Genomic DNA, 26115 nt, shown 5'->3' on the forward strand with positions numbered 1-26115 from the left:
TATTCGTATGATTAAGAGGGTTTATTCTTATTTTACTAAGTTGATCTCTACACGTCTGTTTTCTTTTCTACCCTTTCTAGTTTTATTAGAAGAGATAGGTCTGTCTTCACCATAACCAACAGCTGATAATCTGAACTGATCGATACCATTTTCTGTTAAGTAGTTCTTAACAGCATTTGCTCTAGAATCAGATAATCTTTGATTAAGTTTAGCACTTCCTACACTATCAGTGTGTCCTTCTACAGTAAACTTAGCAGTAGGATACTCTTTTAATATACCAATGATATCTCCAAGTACTGAGTGAGATTGTTCTTTGATTGTAGATTTACCAGAATCAAACAAGATAGTTTTTGCATACTCATTAAGAGTCTTCTGTACTTCTTCAGTTACTTCTGGACAACCATTGTTAGCAACAGTACCAGCAACGTCAGGACAGTTATCATCTTTATCTAATACACCGTCACCGTCTTTATCTTGGTAAGGACATCCGTTATTAGCAGCTGGTCCAGCTTCATTAGGACAACCATCTTTACCATCAGCGATACCATCACCGTCAGCATCAGGACATCCATTAAGAGCAGGTAATCCAGCTTCAGTAGGACACTCATCTTTAGGATCTGGAACTCCGTCACCGTCAGTATCAGGACATCCATTAAATTCAGCAGTACCTGCAGTATCAGGACATTCATCTTTAGCATCAGTGATTCCATCACCATCAGTATCAGGGCATCCGTTGAATTCCTCTAAACCAGGAACATCTGGACACTCATCATCTTTGTCATATATTCCGTCACCGTCAGTATCTTTACCTCCAAATGCGAAAGTAAGTCCTGCAGAATGTTGGAAATGAGTTGGTGGGTAACTACCAGTCTCATAATCTTCAAATACGTGCTTGTAAGTTGTTTGAAGGTTAAATGCCAAGTTTTCAGTTAACCAAAAGTTGAATCCAAGAGAACCGTTTAATGTTCCAGCTCCTTTTTCATCAAGCCAAGTATAACCTCCACCTACACCTAAGTAAGGATCGATCCAACTTGAACCAAATGCTTTCTTAAAGCTGTAGCTAATTCTACCATCTAAGGCATAATAAGATAGGTCATCAACTTTTAAATCTTCTCCTGTGGTAGGATTTTCTCCCCAGTTTTCTATTTTGTTAACCGATCCTGCCGCTGTAAAACTAAAACCATCTCCTATATATCTACCAACAGATAATTTGGAAACAGATGGAAGGATGTTCCAGTGGTCACTAGCATTAAAATATTCATCGAAAATTTCTCCCTGACTAGTAAGGTCTCCCCCAGTAGGAAAGATGTCAACGGCATTAATGCCTATAGAAACCGCCCAAGGATTGTTTTCATCTTGTGCATTCGCCGTACTAAATCCAAGTACAAGTAACGAAGCCACTAAAAATCTGCTAAGATGTTTCATATTCAATAATTTAATTTTTAAGTGTTAATTAGAGCAAATGTAATATGTTAAAAATAACTGTCAAAGATAAATCTAATAAATTTTTCTTAACAGGCCAGCATATATCGCAGCTTTGGAGAGTGTAGTCGTTTTTTCTTACAGTTTTCAAGCCCCAAAAAAAGCAATAATTTTAACCTTATTAGAGAAAAATTAAAGTATCTATCTCAGCAATTACGTTACAATTATAAGATAAAAATACCTTTTATCCTTAAATTTCTTTTAGTAATTATAAAAATGATAGTTTATTTATACGTGTTTTAAAGTGATATTATCATTAAAATAAATTAGAATTTTACCTTTTATAGTGTGCCCTATTTTTTCAAGAAGTGATGCATAGCCCTGTATTTGCATAGCGTGAGAAGCATTATGAACTCCCGTTTTATAATCTATTATAGTGGTTCGATTATTTTTATCGACTACTATTCTATCTGGTCGAAATAATCTTCCATTAGAAATTATATCTCTTTCATTATATACTACATTATCTAAAGAAAAGTATTGAGAAAGCTCTGGATGGTCTACAATACCTTTTATTTCATCATAAAGTATTTCTTTTTCAGAAATAGTAATTTCCCCTGTTTTGTGGGCTTCTTCAACAACTCTTTTCACATCCTTATATGTATCGATAGAAGCCATAAGATCATGTATCAAATTTCCTTTTTCAATTGCATTCTGTTGAGATGTATCCCATAGTTTACCAGAATTGGTTACAATATTTACCTTATATTTTCCCGAGGAGTCCTCGAATCGAGAAAGTTTAATCCCTTTTGGTTTGTCTTCTATATCTGTATTTAAAACCTCTGGTTTTAAAGGGTAGCCAAAAGTATACTCGGTTTTTTCAGGATTCCATTGATCTAAATGTTTTAGATATGCAATCAATTTTCCAGAAAAAGTATTTGGGTTACTTTCTCCTTTAGAATTTAATTTCAAATTAGAAACAATATACAGTTGTTCTTTTGCACGAGTAAGTACAACATATAATAGATTAAACGCATCTAACTCTAATTGAGCCTGCCTGTTTAATACAATTTCTTCTGCATCTTTACCATACTCAGATACCCCTTTATTATAGTTAATAAACACTTCTTCAAAATTGCCATATTTTTTACTATCTACTGCCAGCCAGGTTTTGGGCTCTATTTCTTCATAGATATCTATATTAGCATATGGGTAAATAACACAAGGAAACTCTAGCCCTTTTGCTTTATGTATAGTCATGATCTTAATTGCCTGCTCTGTTTCTGGAGCAACAATACTTAATTTATCTTTTTTGATATGCCAATATGATAAAAAACCCACAATACCTTCTGTGTGTTTTTGGGTAAATGCAAACACAACATCTAGAAAAAATTGTATATACGCTGTAGTACTATCGGCAAGAGAAAAACTGGCTATAATATATTCTACTGCGTCATAAAGAGGTTTTATAGCTACTTTGGCAAGATCAAAATCAAGCCCTAGAGTTTTAAGTTCGGAAGAAAATGTATTTTTAGTACTGTTGATCATTTTTTCCAGAAACAAATGTTTTTCTTGTATTGAGAACTTCTCGGTCAAGAAATGTAATACGTTGATTTTTGATTGAAGATGATCAGGTTGTATGCACCAGGTAAGCAGGTCAATAATAAATACAACTTGAGGAGCATTATTAATTAATAATGTTTCTGAAGAAATTATAGACAGCCCTTTTTGGGTAAGAAGGTCTGCTATGACAGCACCTTCTTTTTGTTTTCTTACGATAACACATATTTCATTAAGAGGATACCCTTTTTTGTTTAGTTCGAGTACTGTTTCATACACTTTCTCGGGATATAAATCATTCTCCTGAGCTACATTTTTTGCTTCAACAAATGATAAATTAACGTATCCATTTTTTTTGGAGTTAACTTCTTGTTTATTGCCTACTACATATAATTCTCGATGTTTTTCATTTTTAAAATCACCCGATAAAAAAGTAAATAGACTATTATTGAATTTAATAATTTCTTCGTGACTACGATAATTCCTAGGGAGATTAAGAACTTGTTTTTCCTGTATTGAAAAAGGGTTTTCATCAGATGATAAATTGATAAATTGTTCTGCTTTCCCTCCTCTCCATCGATAAATTGCTTGTTTTGCATCTCCTACTATAGTAACCTGCCCTCTTTTACCTGTTAATGTTTCTGTCGAAACTGCATTATCAATAAGAGGAATCAAATTATTCCACTGTAATTCTGAAGTATCCTGAAATTCATCAATAAAATAATCTCTATAACGCTCTCCTAAACGTTCGTATATAAATGGAGCCGGCTGATCCTTAATCGCTTTACTTATAATCGTATTAAACTCTGATATCAATAGAATCTTTCTCTCTTTTTTGATTCCGATTAATTCTTTATTAATTGCATTTAATACCGAAAGAGGTGTAAGGTTTTTGATAATATTCTGAAAAAAACCAATTTGTATTAACAATTGCTTTGTTGCTAGAAAAGCATCTTCTACAGAAGATCTAATACTATCGATTAGTTCTTTTTTATGAGGGTCTAACTTAGCATTATAGAAAGAGGCTTCTTGTATATTCTGTTTCCAGGCTGCTTTAAAATCTGTTTTTACCTCTCCTTCTACAAGTTTTAAAAAGTGATTAGGAATTGAGCTTCGAGTAAAATCTGCATATTCTAATCCTTGGGTTTTAATTAGTTGTAAAACTGTATTCGACTTAGAAATAATATCTTTCTTACATTCGGCGACTTTTTGATTCAACTGTTTTTTTAGAACCTCAAAATCGGTAATTGTTTTATGCGAAAGTTTATTAAGGTGTTCTCTGTCATTTTCACTAAATAACAATCTTGCTATCTTATTAAGTTCTATAGTGATATCCCAACTTTTATCATCCTCTAGCTTGCTAATCGCAAAATCAACAATCAACCTGGTCAGTTCTTCGTTTAGTCCTATTTTGGCAACTACAGCATCTACAGCTTCTTCAATTAAAGCATCTGTATCCATTTCGATCTCAAAATTCATAGGAATCTCTAAATCATGTGCAAATGTCCTGATTACTCTATGTGTAAATGTATCAATAGTAACAACATCGAATGCTGCATAATTATGAAGGATACTTCTAAGAATTCGTTTTGCTTTTTGTTTAAGTTCGAGTTCAGGAATTTTGGTCTCTGTACTTAATTCACTTAACAAACCTTGATATTTTGATGGAGTATCAAGAGCACTTATAGCAACTAAGTTCTCTAATATTCTGGATTTCATCTCAGCTACAGCTTTATTTGTAAAAGTAATTGCCAGAATATTTTTGTAACTATCTCTATACTCTCCTTTTAAAAGAGCTATCAAATATGCTTTTACCAAAGTATAGGTTTTACCAGCACCAGCAGCAGCATTGTAAACAATAAAAGCGGTAGTAGAATTCAATTCTTTTTTTTACTAAAATACTAAAACCCGAAATTCTTATACCTATCAATTTCTATAAAATTACTACAACAAAAAAGGTCGTTTTTATTATCCTTCGGGTTTTAATCAATTTATAACAATTATAAATTTTTATTCATCATTCTAATTGTTAAATTTGATGTCGCTTTTATTTTTTATTAATTAAAATAATAACATATGTCATTCGAATTACCAAAATTAAACTACGCTTTTGATGCGTTAGAACCTCATATAGATGCTCGTACCATGGAAATTCATCATGATAAACATCATGCTGGATATACTAGCAAATTAAATGCTGCAATTGAAGGAACTGATCTTGAGGGTAAAACCATTGAAAATATTCTTATTAATCTAGATATGTCTAATGGAGCTGTTAGAAATAACGGTGGTGGATATTATAATCATAATTTATTTTGGGAGATAATGTCACCCAATGGAGGAGATAAGCCTTCTGGCGAAATTGCAGATGCAATTAATGCAGCGTATGGATCTTTTGATGCTTTTAAAGAAGCATTCTCAAAAGCAGCTGGCACAAGATTTGGATCTGGATGGGCTTGGTTATGTGTACATCAGGGAGGAAAAGTAGAAATTTGTTCTACTCCTAATCAAGACAATCCCCTAATGCCTGGTATTGGATGCGGAGGAACTCCTATTCTTGCATTAGATGTTTGGGAACATGCATATTATTTAAACTACCAAAATCGTCGTCCAGATTATGTCGCAGCATTTTTTAATGTAATTGACTGGAACGAAGTAGCAAGCCGATATGCTCAAGGAAAATAAGTATCAATATATTTTTAAAAAAGAGTTACAATATTGTGACTCTTTTTTTATGTGAAAGTATTACGAAATGTCAGAAAATAAAAAAAGGTGGAAGAACCACCTTTTTTTGCCCCAAATCTACCATGAACTTAACCTACTTATGCTATGGCTTTGCTAATATAGAACGTTATTTCATAGTGAAAAAATGTTTTAGACGAAAGGTCAAAATACTTGTTGAAATACACAAATTAACCCTTTTTAACAACAAACATTTTTGTTTTTTTAATAAGCTCTTTCATTTTTACCTTCAAAGAAGTTTATAAAAGCCTTATTTACAACCCTATTTCCTCCTATTGTTGGATAATCTCCTGTGAAATACCAATCCCCAAGATTCTTAGGACAGGCTTTATGAAGGTTATCGACAGTCTGATAAATAATCTTTACATCAGCTTTTACCGATTTATCACTTAACAATTCTGATATTTTATCACTTATCTCCTGATCAGAAAATCCACTATAGATTTCTTTTACAAAATTTTGCACTTCGGAGTCTACTAAATTTTCCTGGGCTTTACATTTTTCATAAACCTGCTCTACCAAGTCATAATTTCCATTTTCTTTTAAAAGCTCTAATGCTGCCTGAAATGCCACTAGTCCTTCTAATCTTGCCATATCAATTCCGTAACAATCTGGATAACGAATTTGTGGTGCCGAAGAAACAACAACGATTTTCTTTGGTCCTAATCTATCCATCATCTTGATAATACTCTTTTTAAGTGTCGTTCCTCTAACGATACTATCATCGATTATGACTAAATTATCTTCTTGTTTTACTACACCATAAGTCACATCATAGACATGAGCTACCAAATCATCCCTACTACTATCTTCTGTAATAAAAGTACGAAGCTTAGCATCTTTGATTGCAATTTTCTCTGTTCTTAATCTGTATGAGAGAATTTCTGATAGACGTTCATCTGTTAACGTCTCTTTTTCTGAAAGTATAGTTTCGTTCTTCTGCTTATTTAATTCATCCTGGGCTGCTTCAACCATACCATAAAAAGAGGTTTCGGCAGTATTCGGAATAAAAGAAAAAACGGTATTTACTGTATCATGATCAATTTCTTCTAAAACCTGAGGCATAAGCAATCTTCCTAAACTCTTTCTTTCTTCATAAATTTCGGCATCACTTCCTCGTGAAAAATAAATACGCTCAAAAGAACATGCTTTTCTCTCTAATGGATCAATAATTCTATTTATCGATGTATCTCCATTCTTTTTGACGATAATTGCTTTTCCCGGATCAAGTTCTAATACATCATCAAAAGCAACATTAAACACAGTTTGAATAACGGGTCTTTCTGAAGCAACCACCACTACTTCATCATCTTTATAATAGTATGCTGGTCTAATTCCTGCCGGATCTCTTAAAACAAAAGCATCACCATGCCCAAGCATTCCTGCCATGGCATAACCTCCATCCCAATCTCTTGATGATTTTTTAAGGATTTTGGCAACATTTAATCGTTCTGCAATTTGAGGAGAGGCTTCATTTTTATTAAACCCTTCTTTCTTTAATTTTTTATATAACTTGGCTACTTCAGAATCCAAAAAGTGGCCTATTTTTTCCATTACAGTAATGGTATCTACCTTATCTTTTGGATGTTGTCCTAATCTCACAAGGTTATTAAACAATACATCATTATTAGTCATATTGAAGTTACCAGCTACAATAAGATTACGATGCATCCAATTATTCTGTCTTAAAAAAGGATGAACACTCTCTACGCTATTTTTACCAAATGTCCCATAACGTACATGCCCTAGAAGTACTTCTCCTATGTAGGGAATATTTTTTTTCTGTAGTTCTACATCGTCAGCATATTCTGGATGCTCTACCAATTCTTTATTAATTCTATCATTAATCTGAGAAAAAATATCTTGTATTGGCTGCGATTCACTAGATCTAACTCTACTTATATATCGTTCGCCAGGAGCCGTATCTAATTTAATACTTGCAAATCCAGCACCATCCTGACCGCGATTATGTTGTTTTTCCATCATTAGATACATTTTATTTACTCCATAAAATGCACTACCGTATTTCTCCTTATAATACTCTAATGGTTTTAATAATCTAATAAATGCTATACCGCATTCGTGTTTTAACGCATCACTCATTGTATTCCAATTCTAAATGTTGTTGTGTTAATCATAATCAAAAAAGCCCTAAACAATCACTTTAGGGCTATACTTTATATCAAGACAATTCTATCTCGAATTGTGTTAACTCTTTAAACTGCTGAAGTCGCCTCTGAACCTCGTCTCGATTCAAATTCTCCATTCGCTCTGTACCAAATTTCTCTACACAAAAAGATGCGAGGTTTGAAGCATGAATAATTGCTTTTTTCATATTCTCGAATGAAATATCATCTGTCTTAGTTAGATATCCCGAAAAACCTCCTGCAAATGTATCTCCCGCTCCGGTAGGATCAAAAACTTCTTCTAATGGTAGTGCAGGAGCAAAGAAGATCTGTTCTTCATGAAATAATAAAGCTCCGTGTTCTCCTTTTTTAATCACAACATATTTTGGTCCCATCTTTTCGATTGCTCTGGCTGCTTTTACCAAAGAATATTCTCCACTTAATTGCCTAGCCTCTTCATCATTGATAGTAATTACATCTACTTTTGAAATTACCTTTAGAAGATCTCCCAAAAAGGCATCTTCCATCCAGAAATTCATAGTATCTAATATCGTAAGTTTTGGCTTAGTAGTAAGTTGTTCTATTACACCTAGCTGTACTAACGGATTTAGATTTCCTAGCATCACAATATCTGCATCTTTATAATTATCAGGAACCACAGGGTTAAAATCAGCAAGTACATTAAGTTGTGTATCTAATGTATCTCTAGAATTTAAATCATTATGATATCGACCACTCCAGAAAAAAGTCTTTCCTCCTTTTACGATCTCAACAGCAGAAGTGTCAATATTTTTTTCCTGAAGCATAGAAAGATAATCCAAAGGAAAATCTTCTCCAACTACAGAAACAATTGATGAAGAAATGTTGAAATTCGAGGCAGAAAGCGCAATGTAAGGGGCTGCTCCTCCTAATATTTTATCGGTTTTACCAAAAGGCGTTTCAATGGCATCAAAGGCAATAGAACCTACAATAAGTAATTTACTCATACAACTAGCGTAATAATTTTTTGCAAATATACGTTTTACTTTTAAGTAGTAAGAAGATTAATACAAAGGTTATTTTCTGTTAGAATTTACAAGTATTTTCTTTGTGATGTTGTTCGATATTTGATAAATCTAAGTTAAAACACCTAAAATTTTATTACTTATTTAGAAATAGTAAACAGATAATCGTCTTTTTGCAGATTGGTATATGATTTTAGGTTTTGCCACTTTAACAATAACACACTCTAAATCAAAATTTTAACTCTTTATTTTATGTATTGAAAATAATGTAAAATTATACCTAATAATATTACGAAAATGGCAATTTTTTAGTTCAAAAATTTCAAAAAAATTATAATTTCCGAAAAAAAAATTTAAAAAATGCCAAAATAATCTTAAAAAAATACCGTTCTTTACACCAATACAAACTCAAACTTTCAATTAATTATGAAAAAATTAAATTTAGCTAAACTTGTTTTAGCTACATCGCTTTCGGTTTTATTCTTCAATTGCGAAAAAGATTCTGAAGACATTATTGAAACTAATCAGTATGCAGATGCAAAAGCTGCTCATGTATGTATCGAAAAATGGGATACTAGCGAGAATAATTCAAAAGCTGCTAGTGTTAAATCAAAAGAATGGCAAGCTGGTCAAACTATCCGTGTAAAGTTTTTAAATGGAAATAATTTTGTACAGTCTAAAGTAAGACAATATGCTGTAGAATGGGAAAAGTATGCAAACATTAAATTTGAATGGGTATCTTCAAACAGCAGTGCAAACATCAAAATTGGTTTTAAAGAAGGTCAATTTGCAAACGAAGGTGGATCTTGGTCTTATTTAGGAACCGACTCTAATAATCATGCACATAGTATGCATTTTGGATGGTTTAATAATAACACTTCTGATACAGAATTTAGAAGAACCACAATTCACGAATTCGGACATGCTCTTGGTTTAATTCACGAACATCAAAATCCTGTAGCAGGAATTAACTGGGATAAAGAGGCAGTCTATGCATACTATGCTGGACCACCAAACAACTGGAGTAGAGCACAAGTAGATCATAATCTATTCAGACGTTATGAAGCAAATATTTCTAACTATAGTGCATACGATCCATTATCAATAATGCATTACCCTATCCCTGCAGAACATACTACAGATGGTGTTGCAGTAGGAAGAAATACTCAATTATCTGCTACAGATAAATCTTTTATTGCAAGAATATACCCTGGTTCTAATACTGGTGGTGGTAACTGTGATGGTGTAGCAGAATATAATAGTAATACTTCTTATTCTGTTGGAGATAAAGTAACTTACCAAGGAACTTTATATCAAAGAACTTCTAGCGGATGGAACAATCTTGGTGCATGTGATAGTACTCCTAGTACTGATATTTGCGCAGGCGTATCAGCATACAATAGTAACGCTTCTTATTCTGTTGGAGATAAAGTAACGTATAGAGGAACTTTATACCAAAGAACAGCTAGCGGATGGAATAATCTTGGTGCATGTGGTAACTAAGAGAAAAGAAATCGTACAATCTAATTTATTTGCTACATTAGATTAATGAAATCATTATATAAAAATGCTCCGGAAAAACACCGGAGCATTTTGTATTATACATTATTATTATCTAGAATACCTCTTAAAACTACTTTCTACCAAAATCCGCAGGTATTTCTCCCCATGCTTTGGTTTCCCATTTAACAATTGTAGTTGTATATGTATTTTCCTTGAGCCACTGCATAGCTCGATCTACCAAATCAAAAACTTCTTTGTTTTTAGCAGTTCGTTGCAGTTTTGTTTTACATGTCTTTTGTTTTACCCATCCTATCGCTATTTTAGAATCAGAATAAATAATACGGTCGCTATTTTTCTTTTTAAGGTACGCAAGACCATGTACAAGTGCCAAAAATTCTCCTATATTATTTGTACCTTGTCTAAAAGGGCCCTGGTGAAAAAGTTGTTTTTCGGTTTGGGTGTCTACTCCTCTATATTCCATCTTACCAGGATTACCACTAGAAGCAGCATCTACTGCTATTGAATACAAATTAGGTTCTCCAATTTTTGACAACTGCGCAGCAGTAAGTGTTTTTTTGGGTTTACTTTTTCCTTTATAATCTTCATAATCACCATTATATGCTTTTTTTGCAATATCAAAAGAGTCAAACGATTTATACTTTGCATTAGCATATCCCTTAACCGCCGCCTTACAATCATCCCACTTGGTATAAATCCCCGGCCTGTGTCCTTCCCAAACCACATAAAATTTTTCTTTCTTAGCCATTTTTATTCGTTGATTGTTCCTCGTTATTTATTATTAAGGTCTGTTTTGGTATCATTAACGATATTTCGGAAGCCACATTGAGCTTGTCGAAGTACTTTTGTCCTACAAATTTGCTTCGATAGACTTAGTATGGCAATTACTTTTCTTACTAAACAACTTTAGTCGTAACATTTTCAAACTACTTTTTTTCAGCAAACAGAAGTTCTTCTATAACGATTGGAAAATGTTTATATTCTAATTGATGGATGGCCTGCGCTACATCTTCGGCAGAATCTTCTCTAGAAATTGATGTTTTAGCCTGAAAAATAATCGCTCCTTCGTCATAATGCTCGTTTACATAATGGATCGTAATCCCACTTTCTTTTTCTTTATTTCTAACTACAGCCTCATGTACATGATGACCATACATTCCTTTTCCGCCATATTTTGGTAATAATGCAGGATGAACATTTATCACTTTATCAGGAAAAGCTTCAATGATTTTTTTAGGAAAAATCCATAAGAACCCAGCTAGTACAATGATGTCAGGTTTGGCATCTTTTAAGATATTAAGCACTTCATTTGTGTCATAAAATGACTCTTTGTCAAAGTGTAACGCCTTTACCTTCAAGGCATGAGCTCTTTTTAATACTTTGGCACGCAGGTTGTTAGAGAACACATGTGTAACCTCGGCAATTTTTCGCTCGTGGAAGTACTTAATTATATTTTCGGCATTGGTACCTGAGCCGGAAGCAAAAATTATAATACGCTTCATAGTATGGTAAAGTTGTTAATTAGAGAGCACAAAAAAAATAATTATTATTCAATTTTAGGTAGCAAAAAGGCAATACTTCGCTATATTTGATAAAATACAAATACATTTTTATGGGATTGTGGGGTTTTAAAATAAAGTTTTTTATTTTTGCCACCTAATTAAAAAATTAAAATTAAACATTATGTCAGACATTGCATCAAGAGTAAAAGCGATAATCGTTGACAAATTAGGAGTAGACGAAAACGAAGTTGTAAATGAAGCTAGTTTCACAAACGATTTAGGCGCTGATTCATTAGACACTGTAGAATTGATTATGGAATTCGAAAAAGAATTCGATATTCAGATTCCAGACGATCAAGCTGAAAACATTGCAACAGTAGGTCAAGCAATATCTTATATTGAAGACGCAAAGTAATAACCTCACAACAAAATATGAATCTTAAGCGAGTTGTAGTCACAGGACTAGGTGCATTAACACCTATAGGTAACAATATTGATGAATATTGGGATGGATTAGTAAATGGAAAAAGCGGTTGCGCTCCCATTACCTATTTCGATACCGAAAATTTCAAGACTAAATTTGCTTGCGAAGTCAAAAATTATTCTCCCACAGACTATTTTGATAGAAAAGAAGCACGAAAACTTGATAAATTCGCCCAGTATGCTATTGTATCTTCTGAAGAAGCTATAAAAGATGCTGCTATTGACCTGGAAAAAGTTGATAAATTTAGAGTTGGTGTGATCTGGGGTGCAGGAATTGGCGGAATAGAGACTTTTCAGGAAGAAGTAATTGGCTATGCCAACGGAAATGGAACACCACGTTTTAATCCTTTCTTTATCCCAAAAATGATCGCCGATATTGCTCCTGGTCATATTTCTATACGAAATGGCTTTATGGGACCTAACTATACCACAGTTTCTGCTTGCGCTTCTTCTGCAAATGCAATGATCGATGCACTAAACTATATTCGTTTGGGTCATTGTGACATTATCATTACAGGAGGAAGTGAAGCTGCAGTTACTATAGCTGGTATGGGAGGATTTAATGCGATGCACGCTTTGTCTACAAGAAATGAAAGTCCAGAGACTGCCTCCAGACCATTTGACGCAACTAGAGATGGTTTCGTTCTGGGAGAAGGTAGTGGAGCTCTTATTCTTGAAGAATATGAACACGCAAAAGCACGAGGTGCCAAAATCTATGCCGAAGTAGTTGGTGGCGGAATGTCTAGTGATGCATATCACATGACAGCTCCGCATCCTGATGGAATAGGAGTAGAACGCGTGATGCTTAATTGTTTAAGAGATGCAGGTGTAACACCAGAACAAGTAGATGCTATAAACACTCATGGCACATCCACTCCATTAGGAGATGTTGCAGAATTGAAAGCTATTACTAAGGTTTTTGGAGATCATGCATCTAACATCAATATCAATTCAACAAAATCTATGACAGGACACTTACTTGGTGCAGCCGGAGCTATAGAAGCTATTGCTTCTATTTTGGCTATGCAAAAAAGTACAGTACCTCCTACTATCAATCACACTACAGTGGATGAGAACATAGATTCTTCATTGAATTTGACATTAAACAAAGCTCAAAAGCGTGAAATCACATATGCAATGAGTAATACTTTTGGTTTCGGAGGTCATAATGCTTGTGTGTTATTTAAAAAACTGAACGAATAAATGAATGTTATTCGAAACATACTAAATTCCCGCTCTGAAAAGAACGGGAATTTTTTTTCTAAAATTCAGAAAATAGTAAATTTTAAGCCCAAAAACATTAAACCTTATGAAAAAGCATTTACCCATAGGTCACTAAATTTAAAAGACAAAAAAGGAAATGCTGTTAATTTTGAAAGGTTAGAATTTCTTGGTGATGCCATGTTAAGCAGTGTTATCGCAGCTCACTTATTTAAAGAAGTACCCGAAGGTAATGAAGGGTATTTAACCAAAATGAGAGCCAAAGTAGTAAGTAGAAAGCATCTTAATGAATTGGGTAAAGATCTTAAACTAATTGAACTGGTGCGAACCAATATTCCTAAGTCTCAATTTGGAATAAATATACACGGAAACCTTTTTGAAGCACTAATAGGTGCTATTTACCTAGATCGCGGTTTTGTATACTGCGAACGATTTATCAAAGAGGCTGTAATCGATCCATATGTTGATATCGAAAGCCTCGAGGGACAAATCATTAGTTATAAAAGCTTATTGATAGAATGGTGTCAAAAAGAGAAAAAAGTATTTAGTTACGAAGTATATGAAGATACAGGTAAGGATGAAATGAAACATTTTGCCGTAAAGCTCTGGATAGATGATAAAGTAGTTGCAAAAGCAAGAGCTACTTCAAAAAAGAAAGCAGAAGAAAAAGCATCAAAAAGAGCTTATTTTGCATTTCAATCTAAAATAAATATCTAAATATCATTAGATTCTTTCTTATTAAATTAATCAAAATATACGCATACTAGAAAAACTATATTTTTTTATAGTTAAAAGATACTAACTCAATCGTTTTCGTAAAATAACTTTATCTTTAATTAAACTTGTTAGGTGAATTTATTTGTATATTTCGCGTTAAATCGGAAACAAAAAAAATCAAAGTGGCTGTTCAGCGGTTAGTATTAGATGCCTTTGCCGATGATGATTATGAACTTATTGCCATTCATTGTTCATTAGCTTCATATCGGTTGGCTTTTTTATTGAATAAAAACCTGAACTTAAAACTCTATAGAAAAAAAGAAGATATCAATTTTGAGTATAATGATCTCACTGCCAATTTTCCATTATATCAGTATGATGATCATTTTCAATATAGTACATATAGTCTTATCGGAAATAAATTTCAATCCAAAATAACATCAGAAAATCAGGTTTCTGAAGGCCTATTTACTACTATAGAGAATACATATACTACAAAATATTTAATTCCTGAATTAAAAAATGTAGATTATTTTCTAAAAATTGAGACCGAAGCATCAAATTTTTCAAGTAAGTCTTTGCTTATAGACATGCTTACCATTTCACAAATTATAACAGCATATCCTTTGGAATATGCTACACTTAAATCAAAGAACAACTTAATATTCGAATAATGCCAAAACGTAAAAGAACTAAAATAGTCGCTACTCTTGGACCCGCAACAAGTAGTGAAGAGATATTAAAAAAAATGCTGGAAGCAGGAGTAAATGTTTTCAGAATAAATTTCTCTCATGCTGATTATAATGATGTAAAAGAGCGCATTAAAATTATACGAAAACTAAGCAAAGAACATGGTTATAATGCATCTATACTTGGAGATTTACAGGGTCCTAAACTACGTGTAGGTGTTATGAAAAGAGATATCATTGTCAATGATGGTGATATGATCAATTTTGTGACCGGCAAACCTTTTGAAGGCACCTCTAAAGAGGTCTATATGAATTATGAAAGTTTTCCAAAAGATGTAAAAGCAGGTGAAAGAATACTGTTAGACGATGGAAAATTAATTTTTGAAGTTATCTCTTCTAACAAAAAAGATACAGTTAAGACCAAAGTAATACAAGGAGGTCCTCTAAAATCTAAAAAAGGAGTAAACCTTCCTAACACTAGTATTTCTTTACCAGCACTGACAGAAAAAGATATAAAGGATGCAATTTTTGCATGTGAACAAGGAGTGGATTGGATTGCGTTATCTTTTGTGCGTCATGCTCAGGATTTGATAGAATTACAAGATCTTATAAAAGAACATAGTGAGCACAAAATTCCAATTATTGCCAAAATAGAGAAGCCCGAAGGAGTAGAAAATATCGATAAGATTGTGGCTTACTGTGATGGATTGATGGTGGCAAGAGGAGATCTTGGAGTAGAAATTCCTGCCCAGGAAGTACCTCTAATTCAGAAAAACTTGGTGCTCAAAGCTAAAACTGCCCGAATACCTGTGATTATTGCTACACAAATGATGGAAACAATGATCGATAGTCTTACACCAACACGTGCCGAGGTAAATGATGTCGCTAATTCTGTAATGGATGGAGCCGATGCCGTTATGCTATCTGGAGAAACTTCTGTAGGAAAATACCCTGTACAGGTGATCGAAACTATGTCTAAAATTATTAAAAGTGTAGAAAATTCTGATTTAATAACGGTTCCTCAAAACCCTCCTCATATTCGAACCAATAGGTTTATTACAAAATCTATTTGTTATCATGCTGCACACATGGCAAATGATATTGATGCCAAAGCAATCTGTACTCTTACCAATAGTGGTTATACAGCATTTCAAATTTCTGCATGGAGACCTGATGCACATATTCTGGTCTTTACCAGTAATCATAGAATCTTATCTCAGCTTAGTCTCTTATGGGGAGTAAAAGCTTTTTATTATGATAAGTTCGTAAGTACTGACGAAACTGTCGAAGATATTAATAAAATTGCATTAGAGCGTAAATTTGTAGAACAAGGAGATATGTTGATCAATTTGGCAGCAATGCCAATTACTGCAAAAGGAATGGTAAACACACTTAGGGTTTCGCAAATCTAAGGAATTCCTGCAATAGAATATTGTAGTAAAAAGCTTCTCTAAATGGGAAGCTTTTTTTCTATAAAGTTTGCTTTAAAAAGATAGCCTCTAAGTCCTCTATGGTAACTGGTTTTATAAGATAATCTTTTACCGTATTAATACTTTTTGCCCTTTCTATATCTACCGGATTAATTGAGGAACTTACAATGTATAGTGTAATAGTTTTTCCGAGTTTATTTTTGATTTTAGTGAAGTTATCCAAAAATTCCCATCCATCCATTACCGGCATGTTTAAATCAAGAAATATGATTTCGGGAATTGTCTTTTTATTTAAATTAGTTAAAATAGCCTCAAAATAATTAAGAGCGTCCTTACCATTTTGAAATACCATTAAGTTATTACAAAGGTTTTTTGCTTCTACAATCCTTTTTACAAGATTTACATACATATTGTCGTCGTCAATAATACAAGCTAATCCTATTTTGTGACTCATAATTTAAAGGGGGTATTTGTTATTAAAATTCAATTATAAAAGTTGTTCCTTTATCTACTTCACTCTCTACAGTAATTTTTCCATCAAGTGATTCTACCTGGTTTTTTGTTAAAAATAGTCCGATTCCTACTGCATCCTTGTTGTAATGAAATGTTTTATACATGCCAAATATTTTATCTTTAAACAGTTTCATATCAATCCCCCTACCATTATCAGTAACCTTTAAAAACTCTTTACTACCTCTAGAATAGCTTTTGATTTTTATTACTGGATCTCTATCCTGATGTTTATATTTTATAGCATTCGTTATTAAATTTAACAGAATACTTTCTAAATATGCAGGAATATAATTAATTGTATTTAATTCGCTAAAATCTGTCTTGATTTTGGTCTTGCTCATAGAAATCATTTGCCCGATTCCACTTGCAACCAAATTAAAAGCATCCTGAAATTTGACTGGTTTTTTTTCCTGGTCCTTATTTGTGTGTATTGCTACAATCTCATTAAGGTGTTCGATGGTTGTATTTAAACTATACGATATTTGTTTAATTTCTTTAACCAATCCAATCTTTTCCTTAGGATCATCTATATCTTCAATCAACTGTACTAATAAAGATAGGTTACTGGTATGAGATCTAAGGTTGTGAGATACGATATGAGCAAAATTGAATAATCTAGAGTTCTGAGATGCAATAATATCAATTGATTTTTGCAGACTTAATTCCTTTTTTTTTATTTCATCTATATCCTGAAAAACACCTCTAATCCCAATTATTTCTTTATTTTCATTATATACTGGTTTTCCTATCGCTCGTACCCAAAATTCTCTTTTGTTGGCCGTTACCATTTTAATTTCGGTATTAAAAGGTGTCCCTACCATAGCACAATTAAAAAATAAATCTGCTGCCTGTTGCCTTGAATCTTCTGCGTAGTAGTTGGCAGAATCTTTAAGAGAAGGAATATAGTCGTCGGCATATTCTAAAATTCTTCTAGTCTCAAAATCCCAGAAACTTTTCCTTTCCTGAAAATCTACATACCAGCTCCCCGTAGCTGTCATTTGGGCAGTTTCTTTATAGTAGAAATTATCTTTTGTAATATCCTGCTCTGGCTCTAGTTTGATTTCAATAAAAAAGACAAGGCTAATCTTAGATTTTATATTTACTGGTAATTCATCATTAGTTGCACATCTATATAGCTTATAACTTCCTTTTTTATCAAGAATTTTTATATGCTGTTTAAAACTTACAGCATTACGTCGATAGCTAAAAAAATTATCTCTGAATAACTCAACATCTTCTTGATGTATCAGGTGTTCTAAAAAATAATCTATTTTTGACTCTAGTTCATTTTTTGTATATCCTAAACTAGCATAAAACTTTTCTGACCAAATCTCTCTTTCCGGATCATCATACAGCTCCCAATATCCAGCATTGAAATCTTGAATTACATTATTAAAAAGTTCATTTTGAAGCATTCAGTAGCATTTATCATAACAAGATAAGGATTTCTTAGGTATTCTCTTCGATTCTATTAAGCCTAATAGCTAGTGCTTTGGTAGAGATCTGAACTTCTATAAATGATAAAAAAAGTGAAATCATAAGTAAGAAAAGACTGATGCCAAATACTATATTAGCCCAGGATATCTTTTCTACATACAATAAAAACATGGTAATCACACTCGTGAGAAAACTAACAATAGCTATAGCCTGCATATTTCTAATCAACCATAATCGTTTTCTTAAATTTTTGATTTGCAATACGGTATTTTTTGATCGTGAAGTCAAATATTCCTCATGCAATTGCCGTATCAATGCTGCAATAGCTAAATACCTTGCATTATAGGCCAGCATAGTTAATGATATTGCAGGAAATAACAAAGCTGGAATACTCATAGTTAGCGTCATAAAAAAGAATTTTGGGCTACTAATTTAGACTAAAAAAATAGAGCAACAAATGATAAATCATACCTCATCACCATTTATGTCATTCAAATTTCAGAATTTATTCGTACAAAAAAGTGAGCAATACAAGGGTATTGCTCACTATACATAATTCAAATTAATGATTGGTTATAAAGATTATTCTGGGATATTAAATAAAGTTATAATTTCTTCATACGACATCTTGGTATAGTCTATCGCTGATTTTGTAGCTGAACTTGTGGATGCCGCAACTCCACCAGGAATAATTACATACCTAAAGTCATCAAAGAAAGTAAATAAGTTAGTTCCTCCATCCAACGTAGTTACTTCAATTCGTAACGAACTTCCTCCGACAAAGCTTGCAACTTCAAAACCGTAGTATTCATTTTGCGAAGCAAGTATATATGGAAGTTGTTTGATTTCAGAAACTAGTATGTTTACTTCATGTCGCCCATAGACCAATATTACATCTTCATTGAGATTGAATTCACTAAGATTAAAGGTAGTGAGAAGTTGCTCGTTAGTTTCAGCCGCTACATTAGTTTCAAAATCTTCTGCAATCCAATCAGAATAAATTACATTGGCAGTTCCCGGCTGCCCATCTTCTCCATCTTGTCCATCGGCACCATCATTACCGTCTGTTCCATTAGCACCATCAACTCCGTTAACTCCATCCTGGCCTGCAGGCCCTATTGCTCCATCTTCCCCATCAGAACACGAAAAGATCAATAGCGATACCATCACTATCATCATCCCCTTTACTAAATTTGTTATTGCTTTCATTTTTATAATTTTTAAAAGTTAATGGCACAAACCTAGTATGGGTAAGAATATGTACTGTCCGAAAAGTTTGAATTTCAAAGAATTCGGACACTTTTTAAGGGGTTTAACTCTATTTTATGTATCAAATACTGATATATTATCTTTGTATATATTTAAAACTGGGAAATCATTACTCTTTTGATGTCTACCTTAATTCTAATTTTGATCCATTCTTTTTGTACTTCATTGAGTTCTTCTAGTACCTGATCATGATCTTCATTAAAATCTGCAATGGCATCGTGTAAAAATTCGGTTTCTATCGCTGTTAATCGTGATTCATTATTTTTATCTAATGCTCCTATTTTGGATACTACACTATCTAACCTGTTTTTGGTAATATAACTGCGTATTTCATCTATTAAAAAGGCAAGCTCTTCTGTATTTGAAGATACCTTTGGTGTGAACATCCATTTTTGAGCTTTGTGAAATTTCTTTTCTTCATCAAACTCCTTATTTTTAAGTTTAATAATAGGTCTGATTTGATTTTCAATTATCCCTTTTTGATTATAGGGTTTTACCACAATCCCTTCTATCAAATTATTTTCTAATTTGGGAAGATGAAACACCTCAGGAATTGTAGATTGGATTCGAGTATCAAAATTTAAGGCTTCATTAAACTTACCAACAAACAAAGGTCTTGCATAAAATATATCATGTTTTTCAAAATATGTCATTGCAATCTCATATGACACATAATACTTTTCATTATTTTCTATGGCAATGTCAAAAGCACAAAATTCGATTTCTGGAGTATAATACACTCCTGTTTGTATAGCTTGCACATGCTTATTTGAAGTGACTTTTGGATGAGGATATTCGCCGCCGAATAATTCTCCATACAAAATATATTTAGCTCCTTTAATATCAAAACTCAATCTCTCGAAAAGCTGAAGAACATTATTTTCAATACGCTGTACAACCATTTGAAACCCAAAAAAATCATCCTTCCATGATAAATACTCTTTTCTTTTAGCAAATTTTAGTTGTCCATTTTCATATACAAAACTAAAATTTGCTCCGTGTATTTTTTCTGTAACAACCCATTGTAATTTTTCCAGTTTGCGAAAATCATGATCATTGATCATTAAATTTTTAAGGTTTTTAGGTATTTTCTCATATCCAGAAAATTCTTTCATACTATCCCAAAAATGTTAATCCATCGTTTCTTTACAAGCTATAACTTGTTTTACCTCTGCCTCTAAACCATAGTTTTTCCATAAAGCCACATCCTTTTTTAGTTCTAATGCATTTTGATTAGACTGAATATATCTTTTAACGGATAGTAAAATAGGATCATTATCTCCTTTTATTTTTAACATCGACTTTCCTCCCGGAATACTATAATTATCTTCGTATTCATAGCAAAAAACCAATACCCGATCTCCTTCTTTTACATCTTGCTCATAGAAGTAATCTGAAACAAAGAACTTTTGTTTATCATATCTATTCTTCTTAAGGATTCTTGAGGTTAATACCTCATCGATATCAATAATCCCTCGTTGAGAAGTATAGAGCATATCATCATTCTTAATCGGATCATCAATATGTTGAATAGTGCCTAAAAAAACTAATGCATATGTATCGCCACAATTACCAATAAAAGGCCCAGATTGTGGCCACCAATATGTATATCCCACCCTAAGGGTGTCTGATGAATATAATGGTGTATTTGCTTCTTTTTTTTGTGCATAACTCGTACTAAAAAAAAGAAGAGCAAAAATTACTATCGCTTTTGTCAATATATGGTACATTTCTATTTCTAAATTTAATTTGTATTCACTCTCTTACTTTAGCTTTTGATTTACAACCAAATAAGAATGTCAATAATAGTACTATTATTGACATTCATTTCATTACTTACTTAATTTTAGCTTAAAGTTAATCATTTTTCGTTTCGTTTTTTAGAGATACCTCTACCGTTTTATTTGATTCTCAAAAATCTATTCTAAAACAAAGGTTACTGTTATGTAATGCTTTTGTAGTTCTTGTGATTTGTTCACATTATAATATTGTTGCTTATAATTGGTATCTTTTATGCTTTGTATACTCCCTACCTTTTTATTGATACTACCTGCAATTCGAGTGGCTTTACCTCTAGCATCCTGGATAGCTTTTTTATTTAATACCATCATTTCTTCATTGGTCTTTTCTTTGGCAATAACATCCACCCAAGTGATTGTTACTCCTTTCATTTTTTGAGCATGTATTTTTTTTACTTCATCAAGGGATTTTGTAACATAAAAATAATAGGCCTGTGCTCCATAACCCGTAGAGGTAATTTTGTATAAAACATTTTCCTTAAACTTTTCAAAATCCACACCTATAGTGTTCAATTTGTTCTTATAATCCTCTTTAAGTTGTGATATACTTTTGGATTCAATATTTTGATATCCATCTGCCATAACTTCTCTGAATTCGACATTAATAATATATTTTTCGATATCAACTTTTTTAGAACATTCTCCTATTACACTTATTGTATTATTTTGTTGCTGCCCAAACATAGGAACAGTGCTTATTAGCAGAATTAGAATTAATTTTTTCATTATTTATTGTTTTTATTTAAGTAATCACAAACGTTGACACATACCATTGCTTAAAAATTGGATATAAAATTCAATAGTTAGAATAGTCACGTGTATCAGAAATGTCATTGTTATTATTCAAAAGACCAGATATCGTCATAAAAATCATCTGGACTTCCGTTATCCAACGCATACCCATTAATGATCCACAATTTCTTGTCAAAATACACAGATGTATGCTCCGTTCTTTCTTGAAATTTTTTAGTTAAATAAGTTTTTTTCCAATCTATACCATTGGTACTATACCAGAAATCATTAAAATACTCGAAGTCGTTATTTCTTGTTCCGGCAGTTAACCACATTCCCTTTTTATCTACTGTTACTGCATGATTTCTTCTGGGTAAAAAATCTGCATCTGGGGTAGCAAGAAACCATTGAAAACCATTTGGGGAATACCATACATCGTTTAAAAAGTTATTATTGATATCATAACCGCCTATAACCCATATTTTATTATCATACACTACAGAGGCATGATCTCTTCTTGCTCCAAAAGGTGCGAGGTTAGAAACTAAATTCCATTTAACTCCATCGCTACTTACCCAAATATCACCTTTTTCGACTCCATTTTCATGACCACCAATTACAAACATTCTTCCTTGTAAATCGACCATCGTATGTCCTGATCTTGGTGAAAAAGAAGCATTGCTTGTAGCTTCTTTCCAGGTCTCCCCATCTGCACTATACCAAACATCATTCATTTCATTAACAAGCCTACCACCTGTTATCCACATTTTACCTTGAGAGACAGTTGCAGCATGACCTGTTCTTGCTGAAAAAGAAGCCTTTTTTGTGGCTGCCATCCAGGTAGTTCCATCTTTACTATACCATGCATCGTTATAGTATATTCCTGGACCATTACCCGCTATTACCCACATTTTATTGTCAAATACAAGTGAGGTATGATTGGCTCTACCGCCAAAAGGCGTTTCTTTAAGAACCTTCTTAGGATGTAAACTAATTGCTTTGGTCGTAAAAGATTTGGCATTACTTTTTTCAAAGTTTTCTATCTGGATTTCTTCAGTATCACATGATAAAAAGATCGTAGATACAAATGCTAGTAGTATTATATATATCTGTGTTTTCATTGTAATTTATTTATTGTTACTATTTATTTTATCTCAATAGCGTCACAAGTCCCTACAAACGGAATACCTGCGTTACCAAAAGCATATGTAATAAGCCCTATATAAACTTTACTATCGTATGAAGGGGTGGTTCCTGGTAATTTACCCGTACCATTATAAAGTATCCATTCATCTGAAGTACTATTGCTTGTTAAATTTGGTTGTTGCCAATAAAAAGTAAGTTCATAATTTTCATCTCCAACAATACGGATATCTGCTCGTCCTAAAGGAGCCATATCTATACCTATGTCGTCTACAGAAGAAATACCATTTACCGTGTTTTTACCTTCTATAGTAAATCTTCTTGTTCCTCTGTGACCTATAACCACATGAGAAGAGTTTATAGAGTTAAAATCTTCTACATGTACTTGAATCCCCGAAAAGTTGTATTGAGTATCACTATGAGCTGGTCCTGTTTGAGAATTGGCAGTAGTGCCAATACCAATATTTCTTGCAATAAACTCAAAAGGAAACGTAACTAATTTAGCATCTAATCGCCCTTGCTCTTCGTTAAAATGTAAGGTCTGATTATTCGTATTATCGTCTAAAACTGCATGATATCTACCTGAAACCCTACTTACATTTGGCAATACTGTAGCATTGTTTGTTATATAATCTACTAGAGGACCAGTACCTTCAAAGTCATCAAAAATTCTTTTTTCTGGATTTGTAATAGGATCTGGTTCAGAATTAGAATTTAGAACATTATCATCCTTACTACATGAAATTAGTATAACAAAAAAAATTACACTTACATATTGAATTATTTTCATCCTTTTCATCTCTCATTTTTACGTTAATTAATAGCCAAATATGTATCTCACAATGGCCTTTATGAAATCTATTATTGTTTTTCTATTATGATAAAAAGCTAATGCCACAAACCTAACTACAGTCACAGTTTGAAGTATCCGAAAAGTTTGAATTTCAAAGAATTCGGACATTTTTTAAGGGGTTTACCTGTAGGTTAGAAAAAAAAGGATCCCCATTATCTTGTTAGGTTAGGTAATGAGGATCCGGGTAATGAAAAGCATGGACAAAAAAACCTAATCATTACAAACTATTATTTTACTGAAATCACTCTAGTTTTACTACCCAGTAATCCCACTTACCTTTGCCAGCACCACTAATATCTCCTCCCGGAGCATAAACATAACCGGCTACGATGTAACCATTATTGGTTTGTTGAATTGCATTTGCGTAATCAGGTTCTGGACCACCAAAGCTAATTTCCCATGACAATTCACCAAGAGGATTTAGTTTTACCGCCCAAAAATCTGCATATCCTCCGTTATTAGCACTTGCATCAAAGTCGCTTGCTCCCGAGTTACCAGCAAAGACATATCCTCCATCTGTAGTTTGTTGAATAGAGCGGGCAACATCATTCTCTGAACTACCAAGGTTAACCTGCCATACCAATTCTCCCGAAGTATTTAATTTTATAATCCAGCAATCTTTTTTTCCATTATTACTGCTTACATCAAAATCTGATGATTCTGAATATCCAGCTACGATATACCCTTGATCTGTTGTTTGATGAACATCATATGCCAAATCATCTTGTGTTCCTCCAAGGTTTGTTTCCCAAACCAAATTTCCTAAAGCATCCAATTTTACAATCCAATAATCTTTTTCTCCATAATTACCTCCCACATCTCCATCTGAGGACTCTGAATACCCTCCAACAATATAACCTCCATCAACAGTTTGCTCAACCGATTGTGCAATATCAAACCCAGTTCCTCCCAGATTTGTTTCCCATACTAAAACTCCCATAACATCTAGTTTCATTACCCAATAGTCCATACTTCCAAAATTTTCTCCTACATCACCGTTTGAAGAGCTAGTAAAACCTGCTACAATAAAACCTCCGTCTGACACTTGCTCAATATCGGTTGCTTCTTCATTTCCACTTCCTCCATAGTTGGTTTCCCAAACCAAATTCCCTAACCCATCTAACTTCACAATCCAAAAATCAGCAAAAGAAGTATCCTCACTAATATCCTGATCATTAGAATCAGTCATTCCTGCTATTATATATCCACCATCTGTAGTTTGTTGTATACTATTTGCTGCTTCATCACTAGATCCTCCCAGGTTTGTTTCCCATATCAAATCGCCAGAACTACTTAGTTTAATCACCCAGTAATCTCCTCCTATATACCCATCTGCATCGTTATTGCCACCAACATCTCCATCATCAGAATTTGACGTACCCACTATAATATAACCTCCATCTACTGTTAGTTGCAGCGCATTTGCAACATCAATTTCAGAACCTCCATAAGATTTTTCCCATGCTATTGATACTTCTTCACTAATTACTACTTCGTCTTCTGTATCAAAAGCAAATGTGTTTTCTGATGTTCCTCCTTTTCCATCAGAAGCTACTATCTTACCATTGTAACTGGTTTGAGCATCAAGTCCTTCTAATAAAAATTCTGTAACCTTCACATCTGATTGTATGGAATTCTCTCCCAAAAAAATAGTATACGATACATCATCATCATCTGGATCAACTGCGAGAGTCCATTCTAATAGTGCGTTATTATCAGTTATCTGGTTAACCTGTATGGTAAAATCTCCTGGCACCTGATTCTCGACTGATACAGGTGGTATAACTCTATCATCATCATCTTTGCACCCTACAATCAACACGCAAAAGATGATTAAACGATATAAAAACTCTTTCTTTTTCATTTGTTTATGTTTTTATGGTTTGTTTATAAAAATCTATCCTTATTCTTAGCCTACTATAGAGCAACAAACTGCTTAAGCTAAAAACAAA

Annotated in this window: 23 protein-coding genes; 7 read left to right on the forward strand and 16 right to left on the reverse strand. The window is 33.1% G+C overall.

Annotated features, from left to right (window positions below; genetic code table 11):
• Nucleotides 1-27 precede the first annotated feature (27 nt).
• Entirely contained in the window at nt 28-1425 is a 1398-nt protein-coding gene (locus NNL09_RS07095; protein WP_025666224.1) for an OmpA family protein, read from the reverse strand.
• 285 nt (nt 1426-1710) lie between these two features.
• On the reverse strand, nt 1711-4863 hold the full coding sequence (locus tag NNL09_RS07100; RefSeq protein ID WP_196911663.1) for an exodeoxyribonuclease V subunit beta: 3153 nt from the start codon (nt 4861-4863) through the stop codon (nt 1711-1713).
• A gap of 195 nt (nt 4864-5058) precedes the next feature.
• Between NNL09_RS07100 and NNL09_RS07105 the strand changes: the two genes are divergently transcribed.
• On the forward strand, nt 5059-5667 hold the full coding sequence (locus NNL09_RS07105) for a superoxide dismutase (RefSeq protein ID WP_025666222.1): 609 nt from the start codon (nt 5059-5061) through the stop codon (nt 5665-5667).
• A 261-nt stretch (nt 5668-5928) separates the two neighbouring features.
• Here the strand turns inward: NNL09_RS07105 and NNL09_RS07110 are convergent, their stop codons facing one another.
• Both NNL09_RS07110 and NNL09_RS07115 read right to left on the reverse strand, forming a co-directional pair.
• A complete protein-coding gene (locus NNL09_RS07110) occupies nt 5929-7827 on the reverse strand; it encodes an amidophosphoribosyltransferase (RefSeq protein ID WP_025666221.1) in 1899 nt (632 codons plus the stop codon).
• A 79-nt stretch (nt 7828-7906) separates the two neighbouring features.
• Nucleotides 7907-8836, reverse strand: a complete 930-nt coding sequence (locus NNL09_RS07115) for a PfkB family carbohydrate kinase (RefSeq protein ID WP_025666220.1) — start codon at nt 8834-8836, stop codon at nt 7907-7909.
• Nucleotides 8837-9280: 444 nt separating this feature from the next.
• On the opposite strand from NNL09_RS07115, the gene NNL09_RS07120 reads away from it, so the two are divergent.
• Nucleotides 9281-10357: a carbohydrate-binding protein gene (locus NNL09_RS07120; RefSeq protein WP_025666218.1), complete on the forward strand. Its 1077-nt coding sequence runs from the start codon at nt 9281-9283 to the stop codon at nt 10355-10357.
• A gap of 130 nt (nt 10358-10487) precedes the next feature.
• Here NNL09_RS07120 and NNL09_RS07125 read toward each other — a convergent pair whose 3' ends face one another.
• Together NNL09_RS07125 and NNL09_RS07130 are read right to left on the reverse strand one after the other, a co-directional pair.
• Nucleotides 10488-11123: a viroplasmin family protein gene (locus tag NNL09_RS07125; RefSeq protein WP_196911662.1), complete on the reverse strand. Its 636-nt coding sequence runs from the start codon at nt 11121-11123 to the stop codon at nt 10488-10490.
• 178 nt (nt 11124-11301) lie between these two features.
• On the reverse strand, nt 11302-11877 hold the full coding sequence (locus tag NNL09_RS07130; RefSeq protein ID WP_025666216.1) for a phosphoribosylglycinamide formyltransferase: 576 nt from the start codon (nt 11875-11877) through the stop codon (nt 11302-11304).
• Nucleotides 11878-12058: 181 nt separating this feature from the next.
• Between NNL09_RS07130 and NNL09_RS07135 the strand changes: the two genes are divergently transcribed.
• The 5 genes from NNL09_RS07135 to pyk all read left to right on the forward strand — a co-directional run bounded on the left by NNL09_RS07135 (nt 12059) and on the right by pyk (nt 16399).
• The gene (locus NNL09_RS07135) at nt 12059-12292 is read left to right on the forward strand and encodes an acyl carrier protein (protein WP_024768509.1); all 234 of its coding nucleotides are present in this window, start codon (nt 12059-12061) and stop codon (nt 12290-12292) included.
• Between the two features lie 17 nt (nt 12293-12309).
• Nucleotides 12310-13563 (forward strand): beta-ketoacyl-ACP synthase II, encoded by a 1254-nt coding sequence (gene fabF, locus NNL09_RS07140; protein ID WP_025666215.1) that lies wholly within the window; start codon nt 12310-12312, stop codon nt 13561-13563.
• Nucleotides 13564-14298 carry a ribonuclease III gene (gene rnc, locus NNL09_RS07145; RefSeq protein ID WP_025666214.1) on the forward strand — a complete coding sequence of 245 codons (735 nt, stop codon included), beginning with the start codon at nt 13564-13566 and terminating at the stop codon, nt 14296-14298. It begins immediately after the preceding gene.
• Between the two features lie 182 nt (nt 14299-14480).
• A complete protein-coding gene (locus tag NNL09_RS07150) occupies nt 14481-14972 on the forward strand; it encodes an IPExxxVDY family protein (RefSeq protein WP_025666213.1) in 492 nt (163 codons plus the stop codon).
• Complete coding sequence (gene pyk / locus NNL09_RS07155) at nt 14972-16399, forward strand: pyruvate kinase (RefSeq protein WP_025666212.1); 1428 nt, start codon at nt 14972-14974, stop codon at nt 16397-16399. The genes NNL09_RS07150 and pyk overlap by 1 nt, the downstream gene beginning before the upstream one ends.
• Nucleotides 16400-16457: 58 nt before the next feature.
• On the opposite strand, the gene NNL09_RS07160 is transcribed toward pyk, so the two are convergent.
• The 10 genes from NNL09_RS07160 to NNL09_RS07205 all read right to left on the reverse strand — a co-directional run bounded on the left by NNL09_RS07160 (nt 16458) and on the right by NNL09_RS07205 (nt 26027).
• A complete protein-coding gene (locus NNL09_RS07160) occupies nt 16458-16871 on the reverse strand; it encodes a response regulator (RefSeq protein ID WP_025666211.1) in 414 nt (137 codons plus the stop codon).
• Nucleotides 16872-16893: 22 nt separating this feature from the next.
• Entirely contained in the window at nt 16894-18345 is a 1452-nt protein-coding gene (locus NNL09_RS07165) for an ATP-binding protein (RefSeq protein WP_196911661.1), read from the reverse strand.
• A gap of 34 nt (nt 18346-18379) precedes the next feature.
• A complete protein-coding gene (locus NNL09_RS07170; protein ID WP_025666209.1) occupies nt 18380-18775 on the reverse strand; it encodes a DUF2721 domain-containing protein in 396 nt (131 codons plus the stop codon).
• A gap of 174 nt (nt 18776-18949) precedes the next feature.
• A complete protein-coding gene (locus NNL09_RS07175) occupies nt 18950-19576 on the reverse strand; it encodes a collagen-like protein (protein WP_231389269.1) in 627 nt (208 codons plus the stop codon).
• 152 nt (nt 19577-19728) lie between these two features.
• The gene (locus tag NNL09_RS07180) at nt 19729-20751 is read right to left on the reverse strand and encodes an RNA ligase family protein (RefSeq protein ID WP_196911660.1); all 1023 of its coding nucleotides are present in this window, start codon (nt 20749-20751) and stop codon (nt 19729-19731) included.
• A gap of 15 nt (nt 20752-20766) precedes the next feature.
• Nucleotides 20767-21354 (reverse strand): hypothetical protein, encoded by a 588-nt coding sequence (locus tag NNL09_RS07185; RefSeq protein ID WP_196911659.1) that lies wholly within the window; start codon nt 21352-21354, stop codon nt 20767-20769.
• Between the two features lie 201 nt (nt 21355-21555).
• Nucleotides 21556-22161, reverse strand: a complete 606-nt coding sequence (locus tag NNL09_RS07190) for an SIMPL domain-containing protein (RefSeq protein ID WP_196911658.1) — start codon at nt 22159-22161, stop codon at nt 21556-21558.
• A gap of 113 nt (nt 22162-22274) precedes the next feature.
• Entirely contained in the window at nt 22275-23288 is a 1014-nt protein-coding gene (locus tag NNL09_RS07195; protein WP_196911657.1) for a kelch-like protein, read from the reverse strand.
• A 23-nt stretch (nt 23289-23311) separates the two neighbouring features.
• Complete coding sequence (locus tag NNL09_RS07200; RefSeq protein ID WP_196911656.1) at nt 23312-24109, reverse strand: hypothetical protein; 798 nt, start codon at nt 24107-24109, stop codon at nt 23312-23314.
• 295 nt (nt 24110-24404) lie between these two features.
• Nucleotides 24405-26027 carry a fibronectin type III domain-containing protein gene (locus tag NNL09_RS07205; protein ID WP_196911655.1) on the reverse strand — a complete coding sequence of 541 codons (1623 nt, stop codon included), beginning with the start codon at nt 26025-26027 and terminating at the stop codon, nt 24405-24407.
• Nucleotides 26028-26115 lie beyond the last annotated feature (88 nt).

Source organism: Aquimarina sp. EL_43, from assembly GCF_943422735.1.
GTDB lineage: Bacteria > Bacteroidota > Bacteroidia > Flavobacteriales > Flavobacteriaceae > Aquimarina > Aquimarina megaterium.

Excerpts from the sequence above, each read along its gene's own strand:
- NNL09_RS07190 (WP_196911658.1), bottom strand. The coding sequence starts at position 22,161 with ATGAAAAAATTAATTCTAATTCTGCTAATAAGCACTGTTCCTATGTTT.
- fabF (WP_025666215.1), top strand. The coding sequence starts at position 12,310 with ATGAATCTTAAGCGAGTTGTAGTCACAGGACTAGGTGCATTAACACCT.
- NNL09_RS07195 (WP_196911657.1), bottom strand. The coding sequence starts at position 23,288 with ATGAAAACACAGATATATATAATACTACTAGCATTTGTATCTACGATC.
- NNL09_RS07205 (WP_196911655.1), bottom strand. The coding sequence starts at position 26,027 with ATGAAAAAGAAAGAGTTTTTATATCGTTTAATCATCTTTTGCGTGTTG.
- rnc (WP_025666214.1), top strand. The coding sequence starts at position 13,564 with ATGAATGTTATTCGAAACATACTAAATTCCCGCTCTGAAAAGAACGGG.
- NNL09_RS07180 (WP_196911660.1), bottom strand. The coding sequence starts at position 20,751 with ATGAAAGAATTTTCTGGATATGAGAAAATACCTAAAAACCTTAAAAAT.
- NNL09_RS07160 (WP_025666211.1), bottom strand. The coding sequence starts at position 16,871 with ATGAGTCACAAAATAGGATTAGCTTGTATTATTGACGACGACAATATG.
- NNL09_RS07125 (WP_196911662.1), bottom strand. The coding sequence starts at position 11,123 with ATGGCTAAGAAAGAAAAATTTTATGTGGTTTGGGAAGGACACAGGCCG.
- NNL09_RS07130 (WP_025666216.1), bottom strand. The coding sequence starts at position 11,877 with ATGAAGCGTATTATAATTTTTGCTTCCGGCTCAGGTACCAATGCCGAA.
- NNL09_RS07200 (WP_196911656.1), bottom strand. The coding sequence starts at position 24,109 with ATGAAAAGGATGAAAATAATTCAATATGTAAGTGTAATTTTTTTTGTT.
- NNL09_RS07095 (WP_025666224.1), bottom strand. The coding sequence starts at position 1,425 with ATGAAACATCTTAGCAGATTTTTAGTGGCTTCGTTACTTGTACTTGGA.
- NNL09_RS07175 (WP_231389269.1), bottom strand. The coding sequence starts at position 19,576 with ATGAAAGCAATAACAAATTTAGTAAAGGGGATGATGATAGTGATGGTA.
- NNL09_RS07120 (WP_025666218.1), top strand. The coding sequence starts at position 9,281 with ATGAAAAAATTAAATTTAGCTAAACTTGTTTTAGCTACATCGCTTTCG.
- NNL09_RS07135 (WP_024768509.1), top strand. The coding sequence starts at position 12,059 with ATGTCAGACATTGCATCAAGAGTAAAAGCGATAATCGTTGACAAATTA.
- NNL09_RS07115 (WP_025666220.1), bottom strand. The coding sequence starts at position 8,836 with ATGAGTAAATTACTTATTGTAGGTTCTATTGCCTTTGATGCCATTGAA.
- NNL09_RS07170 (WP_025666209.1), bottom strand. The coding sequence starts at position 18,775 with ATGACGCTAACTATGAGTATTCCAGCTTTGTTATTTCCTGCAATATCA.
- NNL09_RS07165 (WP_196911661.1), bottom strand. The coding sequence starts at position 18,345 with ATGCTTCAAAATGAACTTTTTAATAATGTAATTCAAGATTTCAATGCT.
- NNL09_RS07110 (WP_025666221.1), bottom strand. The coding sequence starts at position 7,827 with ATGAGTGATGCGTTAAAACACGAATGCGGTATAGCATTTATTAGATTA.
- pyk (WP_025666212.1), top strand. The coding sequence starts at position 14,972 with ATGCCAAAACGTAAAAGAACTAAAATAGTCGCTACTCTTGGACCCGCA.
- NNL09_RS07105 (WP_025666222.1), top strand. The coding sequence starts at position 5,059 with ATGTCATTCGAATTACCAAAATTAAACTACGCTTTTGATGCGTTAGAA.